Here is a 20657-nt window from a genome sequence, read left to right as displayed (position 1 = left end):
GCGGAAAAAAGTCGGCTAGTTTACCCAATTTTAATATTCCGAATAAAATTTGAATTACTCCTGCAACGACCATGGCTCCTAAAGCAAGTTTCCAACCCAATTGATTGTCACCTTGACCAAACTCAGCAACAGCTCCGGCAACAATCACAATTAGACCGGCAGCAGGACCTTTGATGGTCAAACGAGAACCCATAAAAAAGGAAACTACAACTCCTCCAATTATGGCCGTAATTAAACCCATAATAGGTGGAAAATCAGAAGCTTTTGCAATGCCTAAACTTAAAGGCAAAGCCAATAAAAATACAATAAAACCTGAAATAGCATCAGATTTAAAATTTTCTTTTAATCCTGCCAATCCATCAGCAGGAACATATTTATTTATAGTTGATTTCATATTTATTTTAAAAAATTTTAAGAGGAACGATAAGGTAATTCATGATACGTTTTCACGTGAGGGCCCAAGAATAAGCGAGCATAAATTCGGATACCGGCAATTCCGGAAACTACAAAACTCGATGCCGCAAAAAAGGCCAAGAAAAGTTGTTGGCTATCAATATGACTAAAAATCAAATCTTCACCTATAAATGTGGATGTAATTGGAAATCCGGTGATGCCGAGCGTGGCCAATAAAAAGAAAAAAGCAAATTTTGGATGTTCATAAACATGACCCAAATATTGGCTAATCAAGATTCTTCTTTCCAATTTTCTCAACTGAAGTAATGCTATATATCCAATTATTCCGGCAACTACAACACCCGCCAAATAATAAACAATTTCGCTTACACTCACTTTATCATTAAATACGATGGCCAATGCAATCCAAAAATGATTCATGACAATCAGTATCCATGCTAGAAAAGGACTTTTGCGTTCGGAAAATGATTTGAAAACAAAAACCAATCCGATGAATGCAAAAATTTCCGGAAGTATGTTGGCTATTTGACTAGGTAACTCAACTCTGAATTTATACATTAAAAATCCAATCAAATAAAGCGGAATAAAGAATAAATAGATCCGCTTGATATTTAAAAAATCTAACGATTTGCCAATAATCTTTAATGGTCGCCAAAGCACCATGTTCAAAAATCCTTCTAAATTGAATTCTTTCAAAGCCAAAATATACAAAGTATATTCTATTTTTTTGGGATACGAATCTTCAATGGCCTTCTCTTTGGGTTTATAATGATAAAACTGATCGCGAATCATGTAACTAACTACAGAAGGAGAAACCAATAATTGATAGGTGCGTAAAAAAGCATTTCCGGCAAAGTGAATCAATGCTAATGTTTCAAAACCTAAAGCGATTTCAATAAAAATAATCCCAATTTGTCCAATTGAACTATACGCTACTTGACTTTTTACGGATGATTGAACACGTGCCATTAATGAAGCCATCAAACTTGTGGTTAAGCCCATCAAACCAATTGCTATTCGAATGGCTGTTTGATGTTCCCAAAACGGAAATGTTCGCAACATGAGAAAAACACCTAAATGAACAGACAATGAACCATAAAAAATGGCACTCGAAGGCGTTGGCCCTTCCATAGCTCGAGGTAACCACGATGAAAAAGGGATTTGAGCCGATTTTGCAGCCGCAGCACAAGCCAAACAAAGTGCAATGAATAGTCCAATAATTGAATGATTTTGTAAATGCTCGCTCACCATTTCATAATTATTCAATTTCATGAAGGTTATGTTTTCATGAAACAAATGATGACTTGCCCACATGGCTAACAACAATCCCACATCGCCAATCCGATAAATCGAAAATACTTTAAAGGCGTTTTTAACCGGAAGATAACGTTCTCTATAAAAAGCGATTAATAAAAAGGAAGAAATACCGATAATTTCCCAACCTATAAATAACGTTTCAAAGTTTCCGGATAATATCGCTAAATTATATCCGAAAAAGAAAAACAAAACGGTATTAAAAAAACGTTTGTATCCTTTTTCGCGATGCAAATAATACCGACTATAAGTGGTAATCATTGAAGTTAGTAAAGCTCCTATAAACAAATAAACGGCCGAAACTTTATCAAAATAAAAATCTATAAAAAACTCATAATGAGCGGTTTTTAGAACGGAAAGTTTCACCAAATTTAAATCGGAGGCTCCCTCAAACAACCACCAAATAATAAAGGCTGTAATTCCGATTAGCTGTATAAAAACAGTACCAAAAGCTATCCAGGAGATGGTTTTTTCTTTGGCTTCGGGTAAAAAAAAACTAATGATAAAACCCAAAAACGGAAATAAAATAAAAAATTGCAAAAACTCATTCATGGCTCAAAACATTAGAAAGGATACTTACCGGAAGATTTTCTTTGGTAGATTCTGCCAGTTTTAATTCATCAACAATGAAATGGGGTTGCTGAATGGTTTCATACAACTCAAATTTTTCATTTGTAAATACATACGATTTTTTGGTTTCCGGATGAACCGCCACCAGTTTTACCCAATCGTTTTGAAACCATTCATACGTGGCCGGATTTTTGGTAATGGCATACATTACTTTTTCCGGAAAATGTTCGGCAATCACTAACAATCGTAAAGGGTCATGCACTTCAATCATTTGACTAGGCAAACCGGGACGTAAATCGCCATCAATTCCGTTGGCTACCCCAATTAATCCCATCACATTGTGCGGTAATTTAGAGCCAGCTCCTAACTTTTGGTTATCAACTCTGGAAAAATAATATTCCAAATTGATGCCACCTCCTACCGGAGCAACCGCACCCAGTATCACGGCTAAATATTCTCCCGATGGATCCACTTGATAATCATAGGAATTCAAAAAAGAACGACGGTCTAAAAAAAGCTGTTTCGACAAATTTCTCCTCCCAACAATGCACATTGCATTTGTGGCATGATTCAACTCCGGACGAGGTTCAAACAAGGAAACCGAGCGTAATTTTACTTTTTCATGCACTTTTCTCAACGATGCATTCGTATTTATCGTATCAAAACGTCTGCTTCGTTCTTTGGCATTGTATTGTAATGCTTTAGCAAACGTGATTTTATTTTGCTCATGCAATTTTTTGTTTTCCTCGGTTAGTGAATCTTCGTCATAAAAAGCAATTTCATCACGAGTTGTATCATGTAAAGCAGGCAAAAACTGGGTCGAATCAGGTATTACAATTCCACGATCTTTCAGAATAGCCCTCACTTTTGGATGGTTTGCCGCAAAACTGGCTACTTTAGCATTTACAGAACTGGGTCTTCCGGAACAAGCTCCACAATCGTAACCCGCATAATGCGTATTGTTTACACTTGTTGCACCATGACCCACGACATAAACCAAAGAAGAAAAATTAGAAACCAAACCGATACTTTTCAAAAGACCTTCTACTCTATTGGCCATTTCATCAATGGTAAAACCAACTTGTAAATCGCCTTCTTTGGGCGTAGTGCCGGTATTTTCAATCACTAACTTCGATTTTTTATGCAAATGCTTGAATGAAGCAGTAGTGGCGGGTGACATGGACGGTTTGAAAATGTTTAAAAACAATTTCCATGCAGAAGAAAATCCCAAGGTTTGACTGATAATCCAACCTAAAAACAACGAATGCGATTGCTTGTGATAATGCAAATCTTTGGCTTGCTTTTTCTTTCTATGTTCTTCTTTTACTAAAAATTTTGGAGTCACCGGAGCCGGACATAATTTGGTATAAAATTTTCCATTGACCGGTTGGTAGAAAAACTCAAAATTAAAAAAAGCAGCCGTTCCAAAAGTTGCAGCTTTATCATCCAAATGCTCAATGTGTCTTCGGAACGAACATTCTCTGTCGTCCATACAAAACAAACCTTGAAAACTTGGTATTGCTTGTTTAGGTTCTTCTTCAACCTTTTTTAAATTAGCTAAAACCGAGTCATAAAACGTCCATTCTAAGGCTTGCTGCCAAAGCGATAACACTTCAAACAATTCAATGTCTGCAATGCTATCAAACAATGCAAAGGATTGATTTTCCACTTTAAATCCAAGAGGAGCCCAAATATCATGAAATTTGGTATCTAAAGTATCTATTTCCAACAAAAGTTCCAGTTGAATCAATTCTTCTAGGGTGATTTTTTTAAAATCTAATAACGAATTCGGATTGCTCTCGATGGTTGCCACCATGCCACTCCAACCCGGATGACCGAATTGTTGATCAAACAAATACGTTTCAAACAACGATTCTTTTCCTACTACAATTTCCAAAAGTTGAGTAATGGTGGCTCTTTCTTGTAATAACTTTTTGGCTCTTGGGGACGAAAAAATTCCTTTAAATGTATTTTTTTCCAATTCTCTGATAGAAGACAAAAAACCTTTGTCATGCACCGGAAAATTCCAAATAGCGATACCTTGATCGAGGTAACTACACAAAATACGGAACAACAAACTATGCGTAGATTTTTCCAAATTGATAGCATAGAACTTTTTCCAATTGGAACGTAAACTGCCAATTCTAGGCGAAACCGATTCGTCATAGGATTGATGCAACATTTTATCTTTCCATAAAAAGCTATTTTCTTCTCCTTTTTGTTGGAAAATTATTCGGTCTAAGACAGCTTCCTTTATTTCACCTTTGGCAAAACGATTTCTAAAATCAGACAAAGGCAAATAGGTTTTGTAGCCAAAAATAGTTGTGGCTTTGTGCAAGGCTTTATGAAAGGGTAATTCTTGAAAAGCGTGCAAAGTATTGTGATGCACAAAATCTTTTAACGGATTTTGAGCCGGTAAATAATGAGCTAGTTTGTGAAGAACGGCCTGTTCATCAAAACCAATTGAATGTGTTTTCATTGAAAATGAAATAGATTAATACACAGTGAAAGTCGTAAGGAGACTCCTTACAATAAAATAAAAATGTGTATTAAGAAAGATGAAACTTCCACTTACAAAACAAATCGTAAAGCGGAAGATTAATTGCCTTGGCAAATTTTAATTTGGGAGAAATAGTAACATTTACAGCATAAGATACAATAGTGGTTACCGTTTCAAAAGAAATAAAATCGTGGTGCAAATCATCCGATTCGGAATCATTTTTTTCAAATTGATTGATCGCATTAAAAATAATGATATAATCTTGTTGAGAAGCAACTTGAGTATTTTTAGAAGCCTGGATTGATTTTTTTACCGGTTGAAAAGAGAAATCGGTAACGACATAACCTCTAACAAAACCTGAATATAAAAAGACAAAAAGTAGCAGAAAGGAAAAATATCCTTTGTGGTTATTACATGTGTCTTTTACCGTTTTCAAATGTGTGAAATTATGGGTCAAATGTAAATGAAAATAGGTTAACAAAAATCAAATTCAAAAAAAAAATTCCGATAACGTTATCGGAATTTTAAATTTATTGTTTTCTGTCAAACTTACAACAACCGTGAAGATTGTCATAGGCTTCATCTGAAGCTTTTACTTTGTCGGTATCATGACCCACTTTTGCTACTGCTTGGTGAACTTGATCAATTGAACATTTAGTCTCATCCAAAATCAAATGCATATCCTGATGATCTGCATGCCAAACAGCAGATTTCACACCTTTTACAGACAAAGCTGCTTTTTCGATACGTTTTTTACACATATCGCAATTGCCGTTTACTTCAATATCGTATTTGGCATTTTTGTTTTTCTTCTCTTGTGCTTGAACTGAAATTCCCATTAAAGAAATCATCAGTACTAAAATTATTTTTTTCATTGAATTATTGTTTTTATTATTAATTTTTATATTTCTATTGATTTTTGTTACTGAATTTTAAAACGCAATCCCGTGTAAAACATTGCACCAAAAACAGGAGCATAGACCATTGAGCTATCAAAATAGGCACCAAAAGGGTCATTACTTCCTAAAATTGCATTTTCTTGTTGGTAATTGCCTAGATTTTCAGCTCCAACATAGATTTCAAATGTTTTAGAAAATGTTTTGGTTATTTGTGCATTCATTACAGAAAAAGGGTTAGTAAATTCTTTCAAACGGTACTCATCCGGATTAGATTGTGTACGTGGTAAACGTTGCTTTCCCATCCAATTGTAGGTGAAATCAAATTTCCACTGTTGCCCTTTTTCTTTTACGTGCGTTTCATAAGCGATATTCGTAAAAAAACGATGTTTGGCTTGTAAAGGTCTTTCAACTTGACCTATAGTATAAGTGTTTTGCACTTCATAAAACTTATACGCCGTTCTTATGTTGAAGTGATGTGAAAGTGAATAACTCAAATCCACTTGCAAACTATTGGCAAAAGATTTTCCATCCAAATTGTAAAAAAGAACTTGCTGCGGACTGTTATCGACATCAACCACCACCTGATTTTGAAAATCGGTTCGGTAAAAATCGACTGAAAATTCGGCTTCCTTGCCAAAAACTTTAAATTCTTGAAGAAAACTAAATCCGTAATTCCAGGCTATCTCAGCATCTAAACCATAAATTCTACCTTGTGTATCCAAAATTTGAAATTGACGAGACGATGCGAATAGCTGCTGATTTTCAGCAAAAATATTAGCACTGCGTTTTCCTCTTCCGGCTGAAAGTCTGAAAGTGGTTTTTTCAAAAGGTTTATATCGCAAATGTGCTCTTGGTGTTACAAAAACACCCAATCGATTGTGGTAATCTACTCTACCTCCCAAAACATAACTTAAGTCATCATCATTGCAGTAGGTATATTCAAAGAAAGCACCAACGGAATTATCAATTCTACTAAAATCAATTTGATTTACATTTTCTGAGAACTGATCGTACGTGAAATTTAAACCCGTTGCAAATTTGTGTAATGTATTACTCAAAATAGAATTGTAAACCAAATTGGAATAAAAACTACGTTGTGTAACATCATATTGATTTAATCCAAAATACGAATTTTGTTTGTGATAATTGAATGCGTTTTGAAAACCTATGGTTCGCCAAGGAATTTCGGGAGAAACATACCCAATTTTAGAAGAAATATCCAATTTTTCCGTATTGATTTCAGAACCCCAGAAGTTGGTAGTGCCTATATCTCTATCCGGATCAAAATCAACTTGACCGGTTTGTTTCTCATCATTCATGTATCGAAAGTTGATAAAACTCACCCACCCTTTTTCGGCATCGGTATATTGCCAACGGTTGATGGCATTGATTTGTTTTCCGATAGGATTATCTAAAAATCCGTCATCATTCATATCGTTTTTAGTAACCCGTGCATTACCATGAAGGAATAAACTGGTTGCCCATTTATCAGTCACTTTTTTATTGAAATGTGTATTCAATTCAAAACGAGAATCGGTAGAACCATATGCATTTAAAAAGAACGGAATATCATTGTGCGGTTTTATCATTTCGTAATTAATTTGGCCCGAAATACTTTCAAAACCATTGGCAACCGAACCGGCACCTTTAGTAATTTGAATGCTTTCTACCCAAGTTCCGGGGACAAAGGAAAGTCCGTACGCTTGTGAAGCTCCACGAATCGCCGGAATATTCTCCTCAGTCATCAAAATATACGGACTGGTTAAGCCCAACATTCTGATTTGACGACTACCGGAGACGGCATCTGAGAAATTGACATCAATAGAGGGATTGGTTTCAAAACTTTCAGACAAATTACAACAGGCCGCTTTGAGCAACTCTTTGCTAGTCATAGTCTGTACATTGGCCGGTGCCAAATAATTTTTTTGAAGTGATTTTCTAACTTTCGTTAACGTCACTTCATCTAAAGTATTATCAAATTCTAAATCCTGCGTAATATATTTGGGCTCTGCTACAGTAATTTGAACAGTTTTAAAACCCACATAACTGATGACTAAAATGTTATTTTCAGTAGTAAACGGAATTGAAAAAATTCCTTTTTCATCAGAAACCGTTCCTATTTGTGTATTTTGCCAATAAATGTTGGCTCCTTGTAAAGGTTGATTTGTATCAAATGTGATTTTACCTGTTACTTTTTCTTGTGCGAAAAAAAAGGAAGATATCAGTAAAAACACAAATCCTATGAGTTGTTTTTTCATTAAAAACGATTTTAAATTAAACATAATTTTTTCACTAATGTGAAATGCTGTTTACTTTAAAATCAGGCGTAAAAAACGTATTGAGAGTACAATTGATACAGCGGCGGTGCATTAGCATCGCAATAATAATCTAAAATTTGATTATCGATTGACTCCTCACTAGGAGTAAAAAAAGTAAATGCTAAAACGGGTAAAACCGAAAAATAATCCAAATCAAAATGCAGTTGTTTGATCACCACATCATCCAAATCAGCTTGAATGGTTTCATCGGAACAACAACCGTCGTGGGTATCAGAAGAAATGGCACAACATACTTTCTCTTCAGAATGAACTTCCATTTCACAAGGCTCTTCCGTATGAAAAACAGAGGAAACGGATGCGATTGTATCACCACAATAATGTACATTAAAAGCCAATCCGCTGGAAGAAATCAGCAAATAAAAAGCCATTATTACACTTATGTGTTTTTTGAAATTCATACTGCAAAGTTACTTTTTTTTAATTTAGGTTGATTAAAAAAATTGTTAATTGAATTAAATCTCAAATACTTGACCCAAAAGCGGAACCATAGCTTCGTAGTCATATTGCTCAGAAATCTTTGTCCGCAATGTATCCGCTGCTTCATTTTCGCCATGCACTAAAAATATTTTTTGGGGTTTTTGTTGTAAATCACTAAGCCAATTAAGTAAATCTTTTTGGTCGCCATGAGCCGAAAGTCCTTCAACTAAAACCACTTTGGCTTCTACAGGATAATATTTTCCAAAAAACTTGATTTCTTTGGCACCTTCCAATAATTTTCGCCCACGAGTTCCTTCTGCTTGATAGCCAACCAACATCACTGTGTTTTCCGGTTTATCAATGTGGCGTTCTAGATATGATAATACTCTTCCGCCCGTAATCATTCCACTCGCGGCAATCACCACTTTAGGTCTTTTGTCATAAATGGCATTGATGGTATCTTCATAATCGGAAATCATGGTAAACATTTTACACATTTCTTCACATTCATGCGGATTCAATTTATGCCATTTCGGATTGTCATTAAAAACATCTAAAACTTTGATTCCCATAGGCGTATCAATTATATAAGGTACGCTTGGAATGCGATTTTGCAAACGCAACTGCCAAATCAAATACATCACGGTTTGTACGCGTTCAACAGCAAAACTGGGAATGATAACATTTCCTCCGCAACTAATCGTTGTATTAATAATTTTTTCTACATCAAATAGAATATCATTTTGAGGATGGAGTCGATTACCATAAGTAGATTCTAAAAAGATGTAATCGCCCATTCTTGGTTTTTGGGGAGGATGCATAAGCACATCATCATCTTGCCCCACATCACCTGAAAAAATAAGTATTTTATCTTCAGCATGTAATTCAATAGAACAAGCTCCTAGGATATGTGCAGATGGAAAAAATTTAAAAAAACAGTCGTCTGTTAATTTTATTTCCAAATTGGGTTCCACTACTCTAAAAAATGGCGTTACCCGTTCAGCATCTGTAACGGTGTATAGAGGCTCGGCAGGATTATGTCTGGAGAAATGTTCTTGATTCGCTTTTGAAGCTTCTTCCTCTTGAATTTTGGCACTATCGGCTAAAATTAGTTTTGAAATTTGCTTGGTTGGAGCGGTACAAAATATTTTTCCTTTAAAGCCATATTTCACTAATAAAGGTAACCACCCACAATGGTCGAGATGTCCGTGGGTTAGCAAAACAAAATCTATCGTAGATGGGTCGATTGCTAAAGGTTGCCAGTTTAAATCTCGTAAAGATTTGATTCCTTGAAATAACCCACAATCCACCAAAATTCTAGTTTGATCAAGCTCAAGAAGGGTTTTTGAACCTGTAACGGTGCTTGTTCCACCTAAAAAATGAATTTTCATAACTTACTGTATTGAGTACACAATTGATTAACTTCACGGAGACAATTTTTTATTCTTTGAGGACTTAACTCAATTTTTTGCAACCAATCAGGATGTTGAATCAAATCTTGAACGGTAATAATCTCTTGCATCAACAATTTATTTTTCTCTGCCAAACTCAAAGTCGTTAAACACGTAACGGGATAAAGTTGATATGCATCTATTTTATTACGAATGGTATTACCTTTCGGATAATCCCAACTCAATAAATGTAACCCGGAACATGCTGCAAATTGAATAGCATCTTCCGTAAAACGATTGTTGGTTACTATCCAACAGTTCTCAATAGAATAGGTCGAATTAAAAACGGTAAAATCTTTGTTTTTTAAATCGTTAAATCTAGACAAAATATAAAGGGGTACTTTTACATCTGTTTTAGCATCTTGGTTACCATGAAATTTACATTCTATCATGGAAATGGTATTTTCTTTTTTAAGCAATACATCCACTTCATGTGCAATACATTTTCCGTTTACTATTAAATTAGTCTGCGTTTGAAATCCTTCTTTTTCAAATAATTTGGCTATGAACTTTTCAAAATAAAATCCGGCAGGACCCAAATTTTGCACGGCGGTTCGCAAATTATACCTTGCTGCGTGTGCATTTGATAATTTTTTAAGTAATTGAAAGGCGAGCTTGTATATTTTTTTGGTAGGAATACCTTCGTATAGCGTTTTTTCGATTTCAGACAAAATCCGGTCAACCATAACTTGGTCTGCTCCCGATTTTTGAAGTGATTTTTCCAATTTACTTTTATCAAAATAAACTAATTCACCGGAAAATTTTGTAACTTTCATAGATTCATTTTATTCTACTAAAGGTACGAAAAAAATTAGTGAGATTGTTTTTTTTGAAAGTAAAATGCCGGCACAAATAAGACTAAAAATAACGGCTGAATAAGAAATCTTCTTATGTAGAATAAAACAAAATTACTTTTTTCGTCAAAGAAGGATAAAAGTATTACTAGAGCAATTATTAAAAAGAATCCCAACACTGTGTAGAGCAATAAAGCAAATTTTGTTAACCGAACATCTTTAAATAATAGATAAATGATAGCTAATGATAAAGCTGAATTTAAAAAATACCTCAAAAACAAATGAAATATTACTTTAAATGGGTTATAGTTTGGAAAAGGAAGTTGCAAATAATCACTTTTAAAATATATAATAAAGGGATCATAAAACAATTGGGTTTCAAAAAAGCGAATCAATGCCAATAGTAAAATACAAATAGAAATGAGCAACCAATCTACCAAGGAAACACTATTCTTTTTGTCCATAAATTGAATATTTAGTTACCCAAATTACCCATAATAAAAAAACTATTCCATATATTAACAATGGGAAAACAACACCGTGCAATAGATGTTCATATTCTGGATAATGAAATAATGCTATTGCAATCACAGCAATTCTGATTACATTCAATACATAAATTAACACACTTCCTAAAAGTATAAAAAAAAGCGTCTTTTTTAATGTGCCTTTAAAAGCGATAATAAAAGCAATGAATAAGATAATTACACTAATTGCGTTACAACCTTCTACTACTCTTGCAACAAATTTATTTTCGACAAGAAGTTTAATTGAGTTTTGTGTTTCATGCGGAATATTCTCCGATTGATAGCCAAAAAATTGAATGGTATGTTGCGTTTGACGTGCGACTATCTCCGTGATTGAATCCACTTCTAAGGCTTTTTCGTCAAAACGATTCAAATAAAATTGATAAATGAGCGTTAAAATGATGTAGCTTAAAAAGAATTTCAATAAAAATTCTAAAAACGGCTTATATTGAATGAAGTAACTTTTCAAAGTAGTTTTTTAACAAAAATATATAATTAAAAGCATTTTTGGAGACTACCTTTGCAAAAAATAAATCCCATGAATTTTGAAGCCCTCAAACCTAAAGTAACCGAAATCATCATTCAATTTGATATTTCGAAAGATGAAAAATTGACAAAAATTTGTCAGTTATTACAAGATGCCATTCCTTATTATAATTGGGTAGGATTTTATTTTGCCAACCATGAAACCCAAACCCTACACCTTGGTTCTTATGTTGGTGCGGAAACCGATCATACCGTTATCCCTTTCGGGAAAGGAATTTGTGGGCAAGTTGCCGTTTCCAACCAAAACTTTGTAGTGCCGGATGTTTCTGCTCAAGATAACTATATTGCTTGTAGCCTTACGGTAAAATCGGAAATTGTAGTTCCTATTTTTGTAGAAGGAAAAAACATAGGTCAAATAGATATTGACAGCCATGTTTTGGATCCGTTTACCTCAGAAGACGAACGCTTTTTAGAATTTGTAACCCAAGAAGTGGCAAAGTTGTTTTAGAAAAACTTGTTCATTCAAAAAATAAATTTACCTTTGCACTCGAATTGGGAAAGACCCTTTCATACATCAAAATCATTTAAATAATATTGGAATGTATTTAACAAAAGAAACAAAAGCTGAAATCTTTGCTAAACACGGAGGAAAAGCTGAAAACACAGGTTCTGCCGAAGGACAAATTGCTTTGTTCACATTTAGAATCAATCACTTAACGGAACATTTAAAAAGAAATCGTCACGATTATAATACTGAACGTTCGTTAGTAAAATTAGTAGGTAAAAGAAGAAGTCTTCTTGACTACTTGAAGAAAAAAGATATCAACAGATATCGTGAGATTATCAAAGAATTGAATATTAGAAAATAATCAATAGGAAAGAGGTGCGAAAGTGCCTCTTTTTGTTTTATATATTTTGAAAGAAAAAAGTTTGGTTTTTCATTGGGTTATACAACAACTACACACAACAACACAACAAAACCTAATATTAATACCAAATTAAGGATTTATTTATGATTCCAAATGTAACTAAAGAGGTTATCGATTTAGGAGATGGACGTACCATTTCAATCGAAACCGGAAAATTAGCGAAACAAGCAGACGGTTCTGTGGTGGTTCGCTTAGGAGATTGTATGTTGTTAGCAACGGCAGTATCAGCTAGAACGGCTAACCCAGGGGTTGACTTTTTACCTCTTACCGTTGATTATCGTGAGAAATTTGCCGCAGCGGGAAGATTTCCGGGTGGATTTTTCAAAAGAGAAGCTCGTCCAAGTGACAGTGAAGTATTAACCATGCGATTAGTGGATCGCGTTTTACGTCCACTTTTCCCGGATGATTATCACGCAGAAACACAAGTAATGATTCAATTGATGAGTCATGATGATGATGTTATGCCGGATGCTTTAGCCGGTTTAGCAGCATCTGCGGCTTTAGCTGTTTCGGATATACCTTTTTACAATTTAATTTCTGAAGTAAGAGTAGCAAGAGTTGATGGGAAATTTTTAATTAACCCAAGTAAAGCTCAGTTAGAACTATCTGATATCGACATGATGATTGGTGCTTCCATGGACTCAGTTGCCATGGTAGAAGGTGAGATGAAAGAAATTTCAGAAAAAGAAATGGTAGAAGCCATTAAATTTGCTCACGAAGCGATTAAAGTTCAAATTCAAGCACAAGAACGTTTACGCAAAGCTGTGGGTTCACCGGAATACAGAACCTATGAAGGTGAAGTGGAAGATGAAAATGTTTATGCAAAAATCAAAGCGGTATCGTATGATAAATATTATGCTATCGCCATGGAGGCTTCAGCAAAAAGCGAAAGAGGTGAAAAATTTGCGGCTGTAAAAGAGGAAGTAAAAGCGTTGTTTACTGAAGAAGAATATGCTGAAAATGCAGATTTAGCTGAATTAGTGAGCAAATACAATTATAAAACACAAAAAGAAGCTGTTCGTAACGTAATTCTTGAAAAAGGAATTCGTTTAGACGGAAGAAAAACAACTGAAATCAGACCGATTTGGTGCGAAACGGATTACTTACCTTCTGTTCATGGTTCATCTTTGTTTACACGTGGTGAAACGCAAGCGTTGGCTACTGTAACACTAGGAACGTCAAGAGAGGCAAATGTAATAGATTCGCCAAGCGAACAAGGAGAAGAAAAATTCTATTTACATTATAACTTCCCTCCTTTTTCTACGGGTGAAGCAAAACCGTTGAGAGGAACATCCAGAAGAGAAGTAGGACATGGAAACTTAGCACAAAGAGCACTGAAAAATATGATTCCTGCTGATTGTCCTTATACTATTCGTGTGGTTTCTGAAGTGTTAGAATCTAACGGTTCTTCTTCTATGGCAACCGTTTGTGCCGGAACAATGGCGTTAATGGATGCCGGTGTTCAAATGACAAAACCTGTTTCCGGAATTGCGATGGGATTGATTACAGATGGTCAAAAATTTGCTGTGCTTTCCGATATTTTAGGAGATGAAGATCATTTAGGTGATATGGACTTCAAGGTCACCGGAACAGCTGACGGAATAACTGCTTGTCAAATGGATATTAAAATTGATGGGTTGCGTTATGACATTATGGAACAAGCGTTAGAACAAGCAAGAGAAGGTCGTATGCATATTTTAGGTAAAATTACCGAGACAATTGCTACGCCTAGAGCAGATGTTAAAAAGCATGCTCCTAAAATCATCATGCGTACTATTCCGGGTGCTTTCATTGGAGCGTTAATTGGTCCGGGTGGAAAAGTAATTCAAGAGCTACAAAAAGCTACCGGAACAACTATCGTTATTAACGAAGTAGATGAACAAGGAGTTGTTGAAATATTAGGAACAGACCCTGACGGAATTGCTGCAGTATTAGCAAAAATAGACAGTATTGTTTTTAAACCGGAAGTAGGAGAAGCCTACGAAGTTAAAGTAATAAAAATGTTGGATTTTGGAGCCGTTGTAGAATATACAAAAGCCCCTGGTAATGAAGTTTTATTACACGTTTCTGAATTGGCTTGGGAAAGAACAGAAAATGTTTCTGATGTAGTAAAAATGGGTGATATTTTCATGGTAAAATATTTAGGAATTGATCCAAAAACCAGAAAAGAAAAAGTTTCTAAAAAAGCTCTTTTACCTAGACCTCCCAGAGAAGAAAGAAAAGATATCCCTAAGAAAGATTAATTTCTAATTCATACAAAAAACCCGGTTCTAATTAAGAACCGGTTTTTTTTGTAAATTATGTACTACAATTAAGAAAATATTAACAAAAATCATATATTTGCATTAAACAGCCTCTGAAAAATATATGATTTTAGCACTTAAAAGAATATTTTCACTAATTATATTCTTATTTATTTCAACTCTTTATTGTCAAGATTATACAATAAGCGGTAAACTTTTTGATGAAAACAACAATCCTATTGAAAGTTCGGAAATTGTGCTTCTTGAACAAGGAAAAATTGTTGCTTCTACAATAACAGACAATCAAGGTTTTTTTAGCTTAACAAATCCAAGTGGTATTTTTACACTTCGTTTTTATTATGTAGGTTCTATTATTTATCAAACCGATTTAGAATTAACCAAAGACATCAATCTTGGTCATTTAAAATCATTCGACAACACAAATGTATTATCCGGCGTGGAAGTCACCTCCAAAAAAAGAGTGATTGAAAATCAAGTTGACAGAACCGTTTTCAATGTTGAAAACAGTATTCGCTCAACAGGAACAGACGGATTTGAATTATTAAAAGCTACACCTGGTGTATTTGTATCCGGTAATCAAATAGGTATAGTCGGAAAAAGCACTGTAAATGTAATGATAGATGACAAAATAGTAAATTTGTCCGGCAATGAACTAATTAACTATTTACGTGGAATTAGTTCAGAAAACATTAAAAACATTGAAGTAATTACTACACCTCCTGCAAAATATGACGCACAAGGAAACAGTGGTTTAATCAATATCAAATTAAAAAAAACACCCGAGGACTCTTGGGCTGTTAATTTGCGTAATTACTATATGCAAACTTCCTATCCTTCTTATTTAGGGGGTGTTAGTTTAACTTTTAACAAAAATAAATTAAGTCTTTTTACCGATTATATTCGACAAACCGGTCATGATAAATACTGGGAAAATATATCGAACGGATTTGAAACAGAAAATTGGGAAGGTAGAACAAATCGTAAAGACACTCGCGACATCAATCGTTTAGCTTTTTCCCTGGATTATAAAATTTCAGAAAAAGCAAGTATTGGAACTAAGTACATAGGATTACTTGATAATCCTGATGCAAAAGACAGAAATAATACAACTGTACGAGACAATGCCAACAATGCTGTAACTTCTATATTTTTAACAAACGGGGCTAATAAAAATGATAGTTCAAACCATACATTAAATGTTTATTACATTCAACAACTCGATACATTAGGCAAAAAAATAGCCGTAGATTTTGACTATTTTAAGTATATTGATGATCAAAACAGAACTTTTACTACTGGTGAATTTACTCCGGAAAATGTTCAAATTGGTCAAAGCTTTATTGCTAATAACACAAGTTTACAAGATATTTTAAACTACAGTGGAAAATTAGATGTAGAATTACCTACCAAATGGGCAACCTACGGTTTTGGCGGAAAATTAAGCTTTGTAAAAAACAAGAGCAATATTGCTTTTTTTAATCTTTCCAGCGGAACACCCTTGCTAGACATCAATCAAACCAATGATTTTGATTATGCTGAAAACACACAATCTGTTTATGCTAATTTTAAAAAATCACTCGGAAAAAAATGGCAGACACAAATTGGTTTACGTTATGAAAATACAATTGTAGAAGGAACAACTACATCGCTCGATGTAACACAAAATCAAACCAATAATTTTAGCTATGATCAAATTTTTCCAACGATTTATTTAACATACACACACAACGAAAATCATAATTTTTCAGTGAATTACAGTAAACGAATTGGAAGACCTATTTTTTGGCACTTAAACCCGTTCAAAGTCTATATTAATTCATTTACCTATTCTGAAGGAAATCCTTTTTTACAGCCTTCTTTTACAGATAATTATGAATTAAATTATAATTACAAAGAAAACTTGAGTTTCAAAATTTATTACTCCAAAACCATAGACGCTAGTGCTCAACTTCCAATTGTTCAATCAAATGGTGACGAAACAATTTTACGCTATTTTAGAGATAATTATGCAGACAGAAGCCAATTTGGCGGCACTATTAGTTACTATTTTGATAAATTTTCATGGTGGGAAAGTTCAAATACAATTAATGGCTTCAATAATGTAACTACATTTATTAAAGATGTTCCCACAGAAGCTCGAAACGGTTTTCAATATCACTTTTTCACGTACAACTCGTTTAATTTGAATAAAAGCAAATCGCTTAAAGCGGAGTTAAATTATGAGTTTCACAGTGCAAGGAGGGAATTTTATTACTCCGGAACTCAATACAACAAACTCGACGTTGGTCTTCGCTATTCTATTAAAGAACAAGGGCTCAACTTCATTTTGTTGGCATCAGATGTTTTTAGAAGCTATCAGGCTGATTTTACAAGTTTTGTTAATAATGTTAGTCAACTCAATAATAGTTATTTTGATGAAAGAAAAATATTAATTGGCGTAACATATAAATTCGGGAATAAAAAATTAGCGGCCAATCAAAGAGAATCCGGAAATGAAGAAGTAAAAGAGCGATTAAAATAAATTTTATCTTTTTGTAACTTTTATTTAATGTTTACGTATAAACAAGTGAAACTATTATTTAAGTAGAAAATAAATGAGACAGCTTAAAATCACCAAGCAGGTTACTAATCGCGAAACTGCTTCCCTAGACAAATACCTACAAGAGATTGGAAAGGTTGATTTAATTACTGCCGATGAAGAGGTAGAATTAGCTCAACGCATTAAAGCAGGAGATCAACGTGCTTTGGAAAAGTTGACCAAAGCCAATTTGCGTTTTGTGGTATCTGTGGCTAAACAATATCAAAATCAAGGCCTTACTCTTCCGGATTTAATTAATGAAGGAAATTTAGGACTTATCAAGGCCGCTCAACGTTTTGATGAAACCCGTGGATTCAAATTCATTTCGTATGCTGTTTGGTGGATTCGTCAATCGATTCTTCAAGCGTTAGCTGAACAATCGCGTATTGTTCGCTTGCCGTTGAATAAAATTGGTTCTATCAACAAGATAAACAAAATGTATGCGTTGTTAGAGCAGTCTAACGAACGTGCTCCTTCAGCAGAAGAAATTGCTAAAGAATTAGACATGACTGTTAATGACGTTAAGGAAAGTATGAAAAATTCCGGTCGTCATTTATCCATGGATGCTCCGTTGGTAGAAGGAGAAGATTCAAACTTATATGACGTTTTACGCTCTGGAGAATCACCGAACCCGGATAGAGAATTGATTCATGAATCACTTCGCACAGAAATCGAGCGATCATTAGAAACCTTAACTCCAAGAGAAGCAGATGTTGTGCGTTTGTACTTTGGTTTAGGTGATCAACATCCAATGACCCTAGAAGAAATTGGAGAAACTTTTGACTTAACAAGAGAACGTGTTCGCCAAATTAAAGAGAAAGCAATCCGTAGATTGAAGCATACTTCAAGAAGCAAAATACTTAAAACTTATTTAGGATAAATTTTTCTTATAGCTTTTAGCTTTTATTTTTAAATGGAATTTGTATTTTCGTTACCGAAATTGAAACATGAAAGTTAACAATAGTAAAATTACAAACAGTTTAAACTGTTCGTTTTTTGATTGATGATTGAAACTCCGGCTGATTACCGGAGTTTTGCTTTTTTAGGAATCAAAACTCCAGTCAGTTCGCTTTGCTCGAGTTTCCGGAGTTTTGCTTTTTTTCTTATATAGCTAAACTTTTAAACTTTTAAACTTTTAAACTTTTAAAGTAAAATCTATCTTTGCAAAAACAACAACACAATGAAAAAAACCTTAATTGCTCCCTCCGTCTTAGCTGCTGATTTTGCAAACTTACAACGCGATATTGAAATGATTAATGCCAGTGAAGCAGACTGGTTTCACATTGATGTTATGGATGGTCATTTTGTTCCTAATATTTCGTATGGAATGCCTGTGATTCAAGCGATAAAAAAACATGCTACAAAACCATTGGATGTACATTTGATGATTGAAAAACCGGAACGATACATTGAAACGTTTGCTGAAATTGGAGCAGATATCATAACCGTTCACTACGAATCTACCGTTCACTTACATAGAACCTTAAGACAAATAAAAGCAACAGGCTGTAAAGCTGGCGTTGTACTTAATTTAACCACACCTGTTTCTGTATTAGAAGATATTCTGTCAGAATGTTATATGGTTTTAATCATGTCGATAAATCCTGGTTTTGGCGGACAAAAGTTTGAAGACATCACCTATCAAAAAGTGAGAAAATTAAGAAAAATGATTGATGAGCAAGGATTAGATACTTTAATAGAAATAGATGGTGGTGTAACCGATAAAAACGCTGAACAACTCATTGATGCCGGTGCTAATGTATTAGTAGCCGGAAGTTATATTTTCGGTGCAAAAAATCCAACTCAAACAATTTTAGACTTAAAGAAATTGTTAGCGAATTAAACTAATACTGTTCCAATAAATATTTAATGATATCGGTAGTGGTCACAATGCCAACTAACAATTGCCCTTCCACAACAGGTAAAGCATGAAATTCTTTTGTAGACAATATTTGAGCGGTTTCTTTAATGGTTGTATCGGGAGAAACGGTAACTAATTTTTTTGCCATAACTTGCTCAACAGTAAACATATTATACACTGTCACATCTACAACATCAGCTTCGTCATCCACAGCATCAGCAAACGAAATGCGAAGCAAATCGGTATAACTCAACATCCCAATTATTTTATTACTATTAACCACCGGTATGTGACGGATATGATGCTTCTTAAATAATTGTTCAGCCTTAGTTAAATCATCTGATAAATTGAGTTTGATAACATTTTTTGTCATAATGGTCGAAACTGGAACCTGCTTTTTCATCTTAATTCATTTTAAACAGAACAAATTTCAACAATAAACAAAAGTTTTCAAATGATAGAAATCATAGTTTAATTGTTCTATTTTTTGTATTTTACACAGATTGAAAATTTATCATTTTTCTTACTTTTTCAAATAACTCCGGAAATTCTTTTTTGAACTCGTTTGGTGTTTCAAAAAAATGTTCTAATAAAACAGCAATAAATTCAAAGCTATTTGTAAACGCATAAATTCTAAAATAATTTGAGTTAACCAACTTCTTTGCAACTATGGGTTGGGTAGTATACTCAACTATTCTGTTATAACTTCTCGTAAAAAGAATAGCACTTTTATCGTTACTTTTCAATCCGTGAAAATGAACAGCATGAGCAAATTCGTGTAATCCTAAATTCAAATTGTCGTTGTGGTATTCATATCCTTCTAAAAAATCTTTCCATGAAAACACTATAGCCTTCATCCTTGGATTAAATTCGCCTTTGTGCCAAGCATCATTAGACACAGAATAATAGGGTTCGGGATATACAATAATTTTGTCAAAAACATCAATCAGATATTTTCGCATGCCAAACGTCAATTTAATTGCTGTCGCAGAAATTAACACCTTAATTTCGTCCGTCAGAAATAAATTTTCTTTGGTTATAAATTGGTAATTTTCAATAAAAGTTGCTAACCGATGTTCAAAATATTTCTTTTTCTTATCAGAAAGGCTATTATAGAATGAAATTTTTTCTTCTACTATTTTAAGTTGCTCCTTTGTTAGTGTCTTAGGTGATAAATAAAAATGTAAAAAAATGGGTTTGTTAAATAATATACCGTAAAAAAACTCGATGGATTGAAATATCAAAATAAGTAACACTATCAAAACAACCATTCCGGATAGTAGAAAAAACAAATTAACCCTTTCCATCTTTTAA

19 protein-coding genes are annotated in these 20657 nt (G+C 34.0%); 6 read left to right on the top strand and 13 right to left on the bottom strand.

Annotation, left to right across the window (positions count from 1 at the left end; all coding sequences use genetic code 11):
* From R2782_RS10370 to xrtF, 11 genes are all read right to left on the bottom strand, one after another.
* A partial coding sequence (locus R2782_RS10370) for a SulP family inorganic anion transporter (protein WP_371268168.1) occupies positions 1–394 on the bottom strand: 394 nt, incomplete at its 3' end.
* Positions 395–411: 17 nt separating this feature from the next.
* On the bottom strand, positions 412–2280 hold the full coding sequence (locus R2782_RS10365) for a proton-conducting transporter membrane subunit (RefSeq protein WP_371268167.1): 1869 nt from the start codon (positions 2278–2280) through the stop codon (positions 412–414).
* Entirely contained in the window at positions 2273–4777 is a 2505-nt protein-coding gene (locus R2782_RS10360) for a YbcC family protein (RefSeq protein WP_371268166.1), read from the bottom strand. The genes R2782_RS10365 and R2782_RS10360 overlap by 8 nt, the downstream gene beginning before the upstream one ends.
* Before the next feature lie 70 nt (positions 4778–4847).
* Positions 4848–5234, bottom strand: a complete 387-nt coding sequence (locus tag R2782_RS10355) for a hypothetical protein (RefSeq protein ID WP_371268165.1) — start codon at positions 5232–5234, stop codon at positions 4848–4850.
* A 94-nt stretch (positions 5235–5328) separates the two neighbouring features.
* Positions 5329–5673, bottom strand: coding sequence for a heavy-metal-associated domain-containing protein (locus R2782_RS10350; protein WP_371268164.1), 345 nt, complete (start codon positions 5671–5673; stop codon positions 5329–5331).
* A gap of 47 nt (positions 5674–5720) precedes the next feature.
* On the bottom strand, positions 5721–7955 hold the full coding sequence (locus R2782_RS10345; protein WP_371268163.1) for a TonB-dependent receptor domain-containing protein: 2235 nt from the start codon (positions 7953–7955) through the stop codon (positions 5721–5723).
* A 62-nt stretch (positions 7956–8017) separates the two neighbouring features.
* Positions 8018–8434, bottom strand: coding sequence for a hypothetical protein (locus tag R2782_RS10340; protein ID WP_371268162.1), 417 nt, complete (start codon positions 8432–8434; stop codon positions 8018–8020).
* 54 nt (positions 8435–8488) lie between these two features.
* Positions 8489–9844, bottom strand: coding sequence for an MBL fold metallo-hydrolase RNA specificity domain-containing protein (locus R2782_RS10335; RefSeq protein WP_371268161.1), 1356 nt, complete (start codon positions 9842–9844; stop codon positions 8489–8491).
* The gene (locus R2782_RS10330; RefSeq protein WP_371268160.1) at positions 9841–10680 is read right to left on the bottom strand and encodes a restriction endonuclease; all 840 of its coding nucleotides are present in this window, start codon (positions 10678–10680) and stop codon (positions 9841–9843) included. The genes R2782_RS10335 and R2782_RS10330 overlap by 4 nt, the downstream gene beginning before the upstream one ends.
* 35 nt (positions 10681–10715) lie before the next feature.
* On the bottom strand, positions 10716–11162 hold the full coding sequence (locus R2782_RS10325) for an exosortase F system-associated protein (protein ID WP_371268159.1): 447 nt from the start codon (positions 11160–11162) through the stop codon (positions 10716–10718).
* On the bottom strand, positions 11146–11694 hold the full coding sequence (gene xrtF, locus R2782_RS10320) for an exosortase family protein XrtF (protein WP_371268158.1): 549 nt from the start codon (positions 11692–11694) through the stop codon (positions 11146–11148). The genes R2782_RS10325 and xrtF overlap by 17 nt, the downstream gene beginning before the upstream one ends.
* 69 nt (positions 11695–11763) lie before the next feature.
* Here xrtF and R2782_RS10315 point away from each other — a divergent pair, with 69 nt between their 5' ends.
* The 6 genes from R2782_RS10315 to rpe all read left to right on the top strand — a co-directional run bounded on the left by R2782_RS10315 (position 11764) and on the right by rpe (position 19325).
* Positions 11764–12219: a GAF domain-containing protein gene (locus tag R2782_RS10315; protein ID WP_371268157.1), complete on the top strand. Its 456-nt coding sequence runs from the start codon at positions 11764–11766 to the stop codon at positions 12217–12219.
* Between the two features lie 91 nt (positions 12220–12310).
* Positions 12311–12580, top strand: coding sequence for a 30S ribosomal protein S15 (gene rpsO / locus R2782_RS10310; RefSeq protein WP_371268156.1), 270 nt, complete (start codon positions 12311–12313; stop codon positions 12578–12580).
* 143 nt (positions 12581–12723) lie between these two features.
* Entirely contained in the window at positions 12724–14883 is a 2160-nt protein-coding gene (locus R2782_RS10305) for a polyribonucleotide nucleotidyltransferase (protein WP_371268155.1), read from the top strand.
* A gap of 124 nt (positions 14884–15007) precedes the next feature.
* A complete protein-coding gene (locus R2782_RS10300; RefSeq protein WP_371268154.1) occupies positions 15008–17425 on the top strand; it encodes a TonB-dependent receptor domain-containing protein in 2418 nt (805 codons plus the stop codon).
* A gap of 73 nt (positions 17426–17498) precedes the next feature.
* Positions 17499–18362: an RNA polymerase sigma factor RpoD/SigA gene (locus R2782_RS10295; protein WP_026711939.1), complete on the top strand. Its 864-nt coding sequence runs from the start codon at positions 17499–17501 to the stop codon at positions 18360–18362.
* Positions 18363–18662: 300 nt separating this feature from the next.
* Complete coding sequence (gene rpe / locus R2782_RS10290; protein ID WP_371268153.1) at positions 18663–19325, top strand: ribulose-phosphate 3-epimerase; 663 nt, start codon at positions 18663–18665, stop codon at positions 19323–19325.
* 1 nt (position 19326) lies between these two features.
* On the opposite strand, the gene R2782_RS10285 is transcribed toward rpe, so the two are convergent.
* Together R2782_RS10285 and R2782_RS10280 are read right to left on the bottom strand one after the other, a co-directional pair.
* Positions 19327–19746 carry a CBS domain-containing protein gene (locus R2782_RS10285; protein WP_371268152.1) on the bottom strand — a complete coding sequence of 140 codons (420 nt, stop codon included), beginning with the start codon at positions 19744–19746 and terminating at the stop codon, positions 19327–19329.
* Positions 19747–19837: 91 nt separating this feature from the next.
* Positions 19838–20650 (bottom strand): zinc-dependent peptidase, encoded by an 813-nt coding sequence (locus R2782_RS10280; protein WP_371268151.1) that lies wholly within the window; start codon positions 20648–20650, stop codon positions 19838–19840.
* Between the last annotated feature and the right edge of the window lie 7 nt (positions 20651–20657).

Origin of the sequence: Flavobacterium sp., from assembly GCF_041392085.1 — a bacterium.
Classification (GTDB): domain Bacteria; phylum Bacteroidota; class Bacteroidia; order Flavobacteriales; family Flavobacteriaceae; genus Flavobacterium.
This window is presented reverse-complemented; position numbering and strand designations above follow the sequence as displayed.

Coding starts and splice junctions, on each gene's coding strand:
- R2782_RS10365 (WP_371268167.1), bottom strand. CDS start 2,280: ATGAATGAGTTTTTGCAATTTTTTATTTTATTTCCGTTTTTGGGTTTT.
- R2782_RS10360 (WP_371268166.1), bottom strand. CDS start 4,777: ATGAAAACACATTCAATTGGTTTTGATGAACAGGCCGTTCTTCACAAA.
- R2782_RS10350 (WP_371268164.1), bottom strand. CDS start 5,673: ATGAAAAAAATAATTTTAGTACTGATGATTTCTTTAATGGGAATTTCA.
- R2782_RS10345 (WP_371268163.1), bottom strand. CDS start 7,955: ATGAAAAAACAACTCATAGGATTTGTGTTTTTACTGATATCTTCCTTT.
- R2782_RS10340 (WP_371268162.1), bottom strand. CDS start 8,434: ATGAATTTCAAAAAACACATAAGTGTAATAATGGCTTTTTATTTGCTG.
- R2782_RS10335 (WP_371268161.1), bottom strand. CDS start 9,844: ATGAAAATTCATTTTTTAGGTGGAACAAGCACCGTTACAGGTTCAAAA.
- R2782_RS10330 (WP_371268160.1), bottom strand. CDS start 10,680: ATGAAAGTTACAAAATTTTCCGGTGAATTAGTTTATTTTGATAAAAGT.
- R2782_RS10325 (WP_371268159.1), bottom strand. CDS start 11,162: ATGGACAAAAAGAATAGTGTTTCCTTGGTAGATTGGTTGCTCATTTCT.
- R2782_RS10315 (WP_371268157.1), top strand. CDS start 11,764: ATGAATTTTGAAGCCCTCAAACCTAAAGTAACCGAAATCATCATTCAA.
- rpsO (WP_371268156.1), top strand. CDS start 12,311: ATGTATTTAACAAAAGAAACAAAAGCTGAAATCTTTGCTAAACACGGA.
- R2782_RS10305 (WP_371268155.1), top strand. CDS start 12,724: ATGATTCCAAATGTAACTAAAGAGGTTATCGATTTAGGAGATGGACGT.
- R2782_RS10300 (WP_371268154.1), top strand. CDS start 15,008: ATGATTTTAGCACTTAAAAGAATATTTTCACTAATTATATTCTTATTT.
- R2782_RS10295 (WP_026711939.1), top strand. CDS start 17,499: ATGAGACAGCTTAAAATCACCAAGCAGGTTACTAATCGCGAAACTGCT.
- rpe (WP_371268153.1), top strand. CDS start 18,663: ATGAAAAAAACCTTAATTGCTCCCTCCGTCTTAGCTGCTGATTTTGCA.
- R2782_RS10285 (WP_371268152.1), bottom strand. CDS start 19,746: ATGAAAAAGCAGGTTCCAGTTTCGACCATTATGACAAAAAATGTTATC.
- R2782_RS10280 (WP_371268151.1), bottom strand. CDS start 20,650: ATGGAAAGGGTTAATTTGTTTTTTCTACTATCCGGAATGGTTGTTTTG.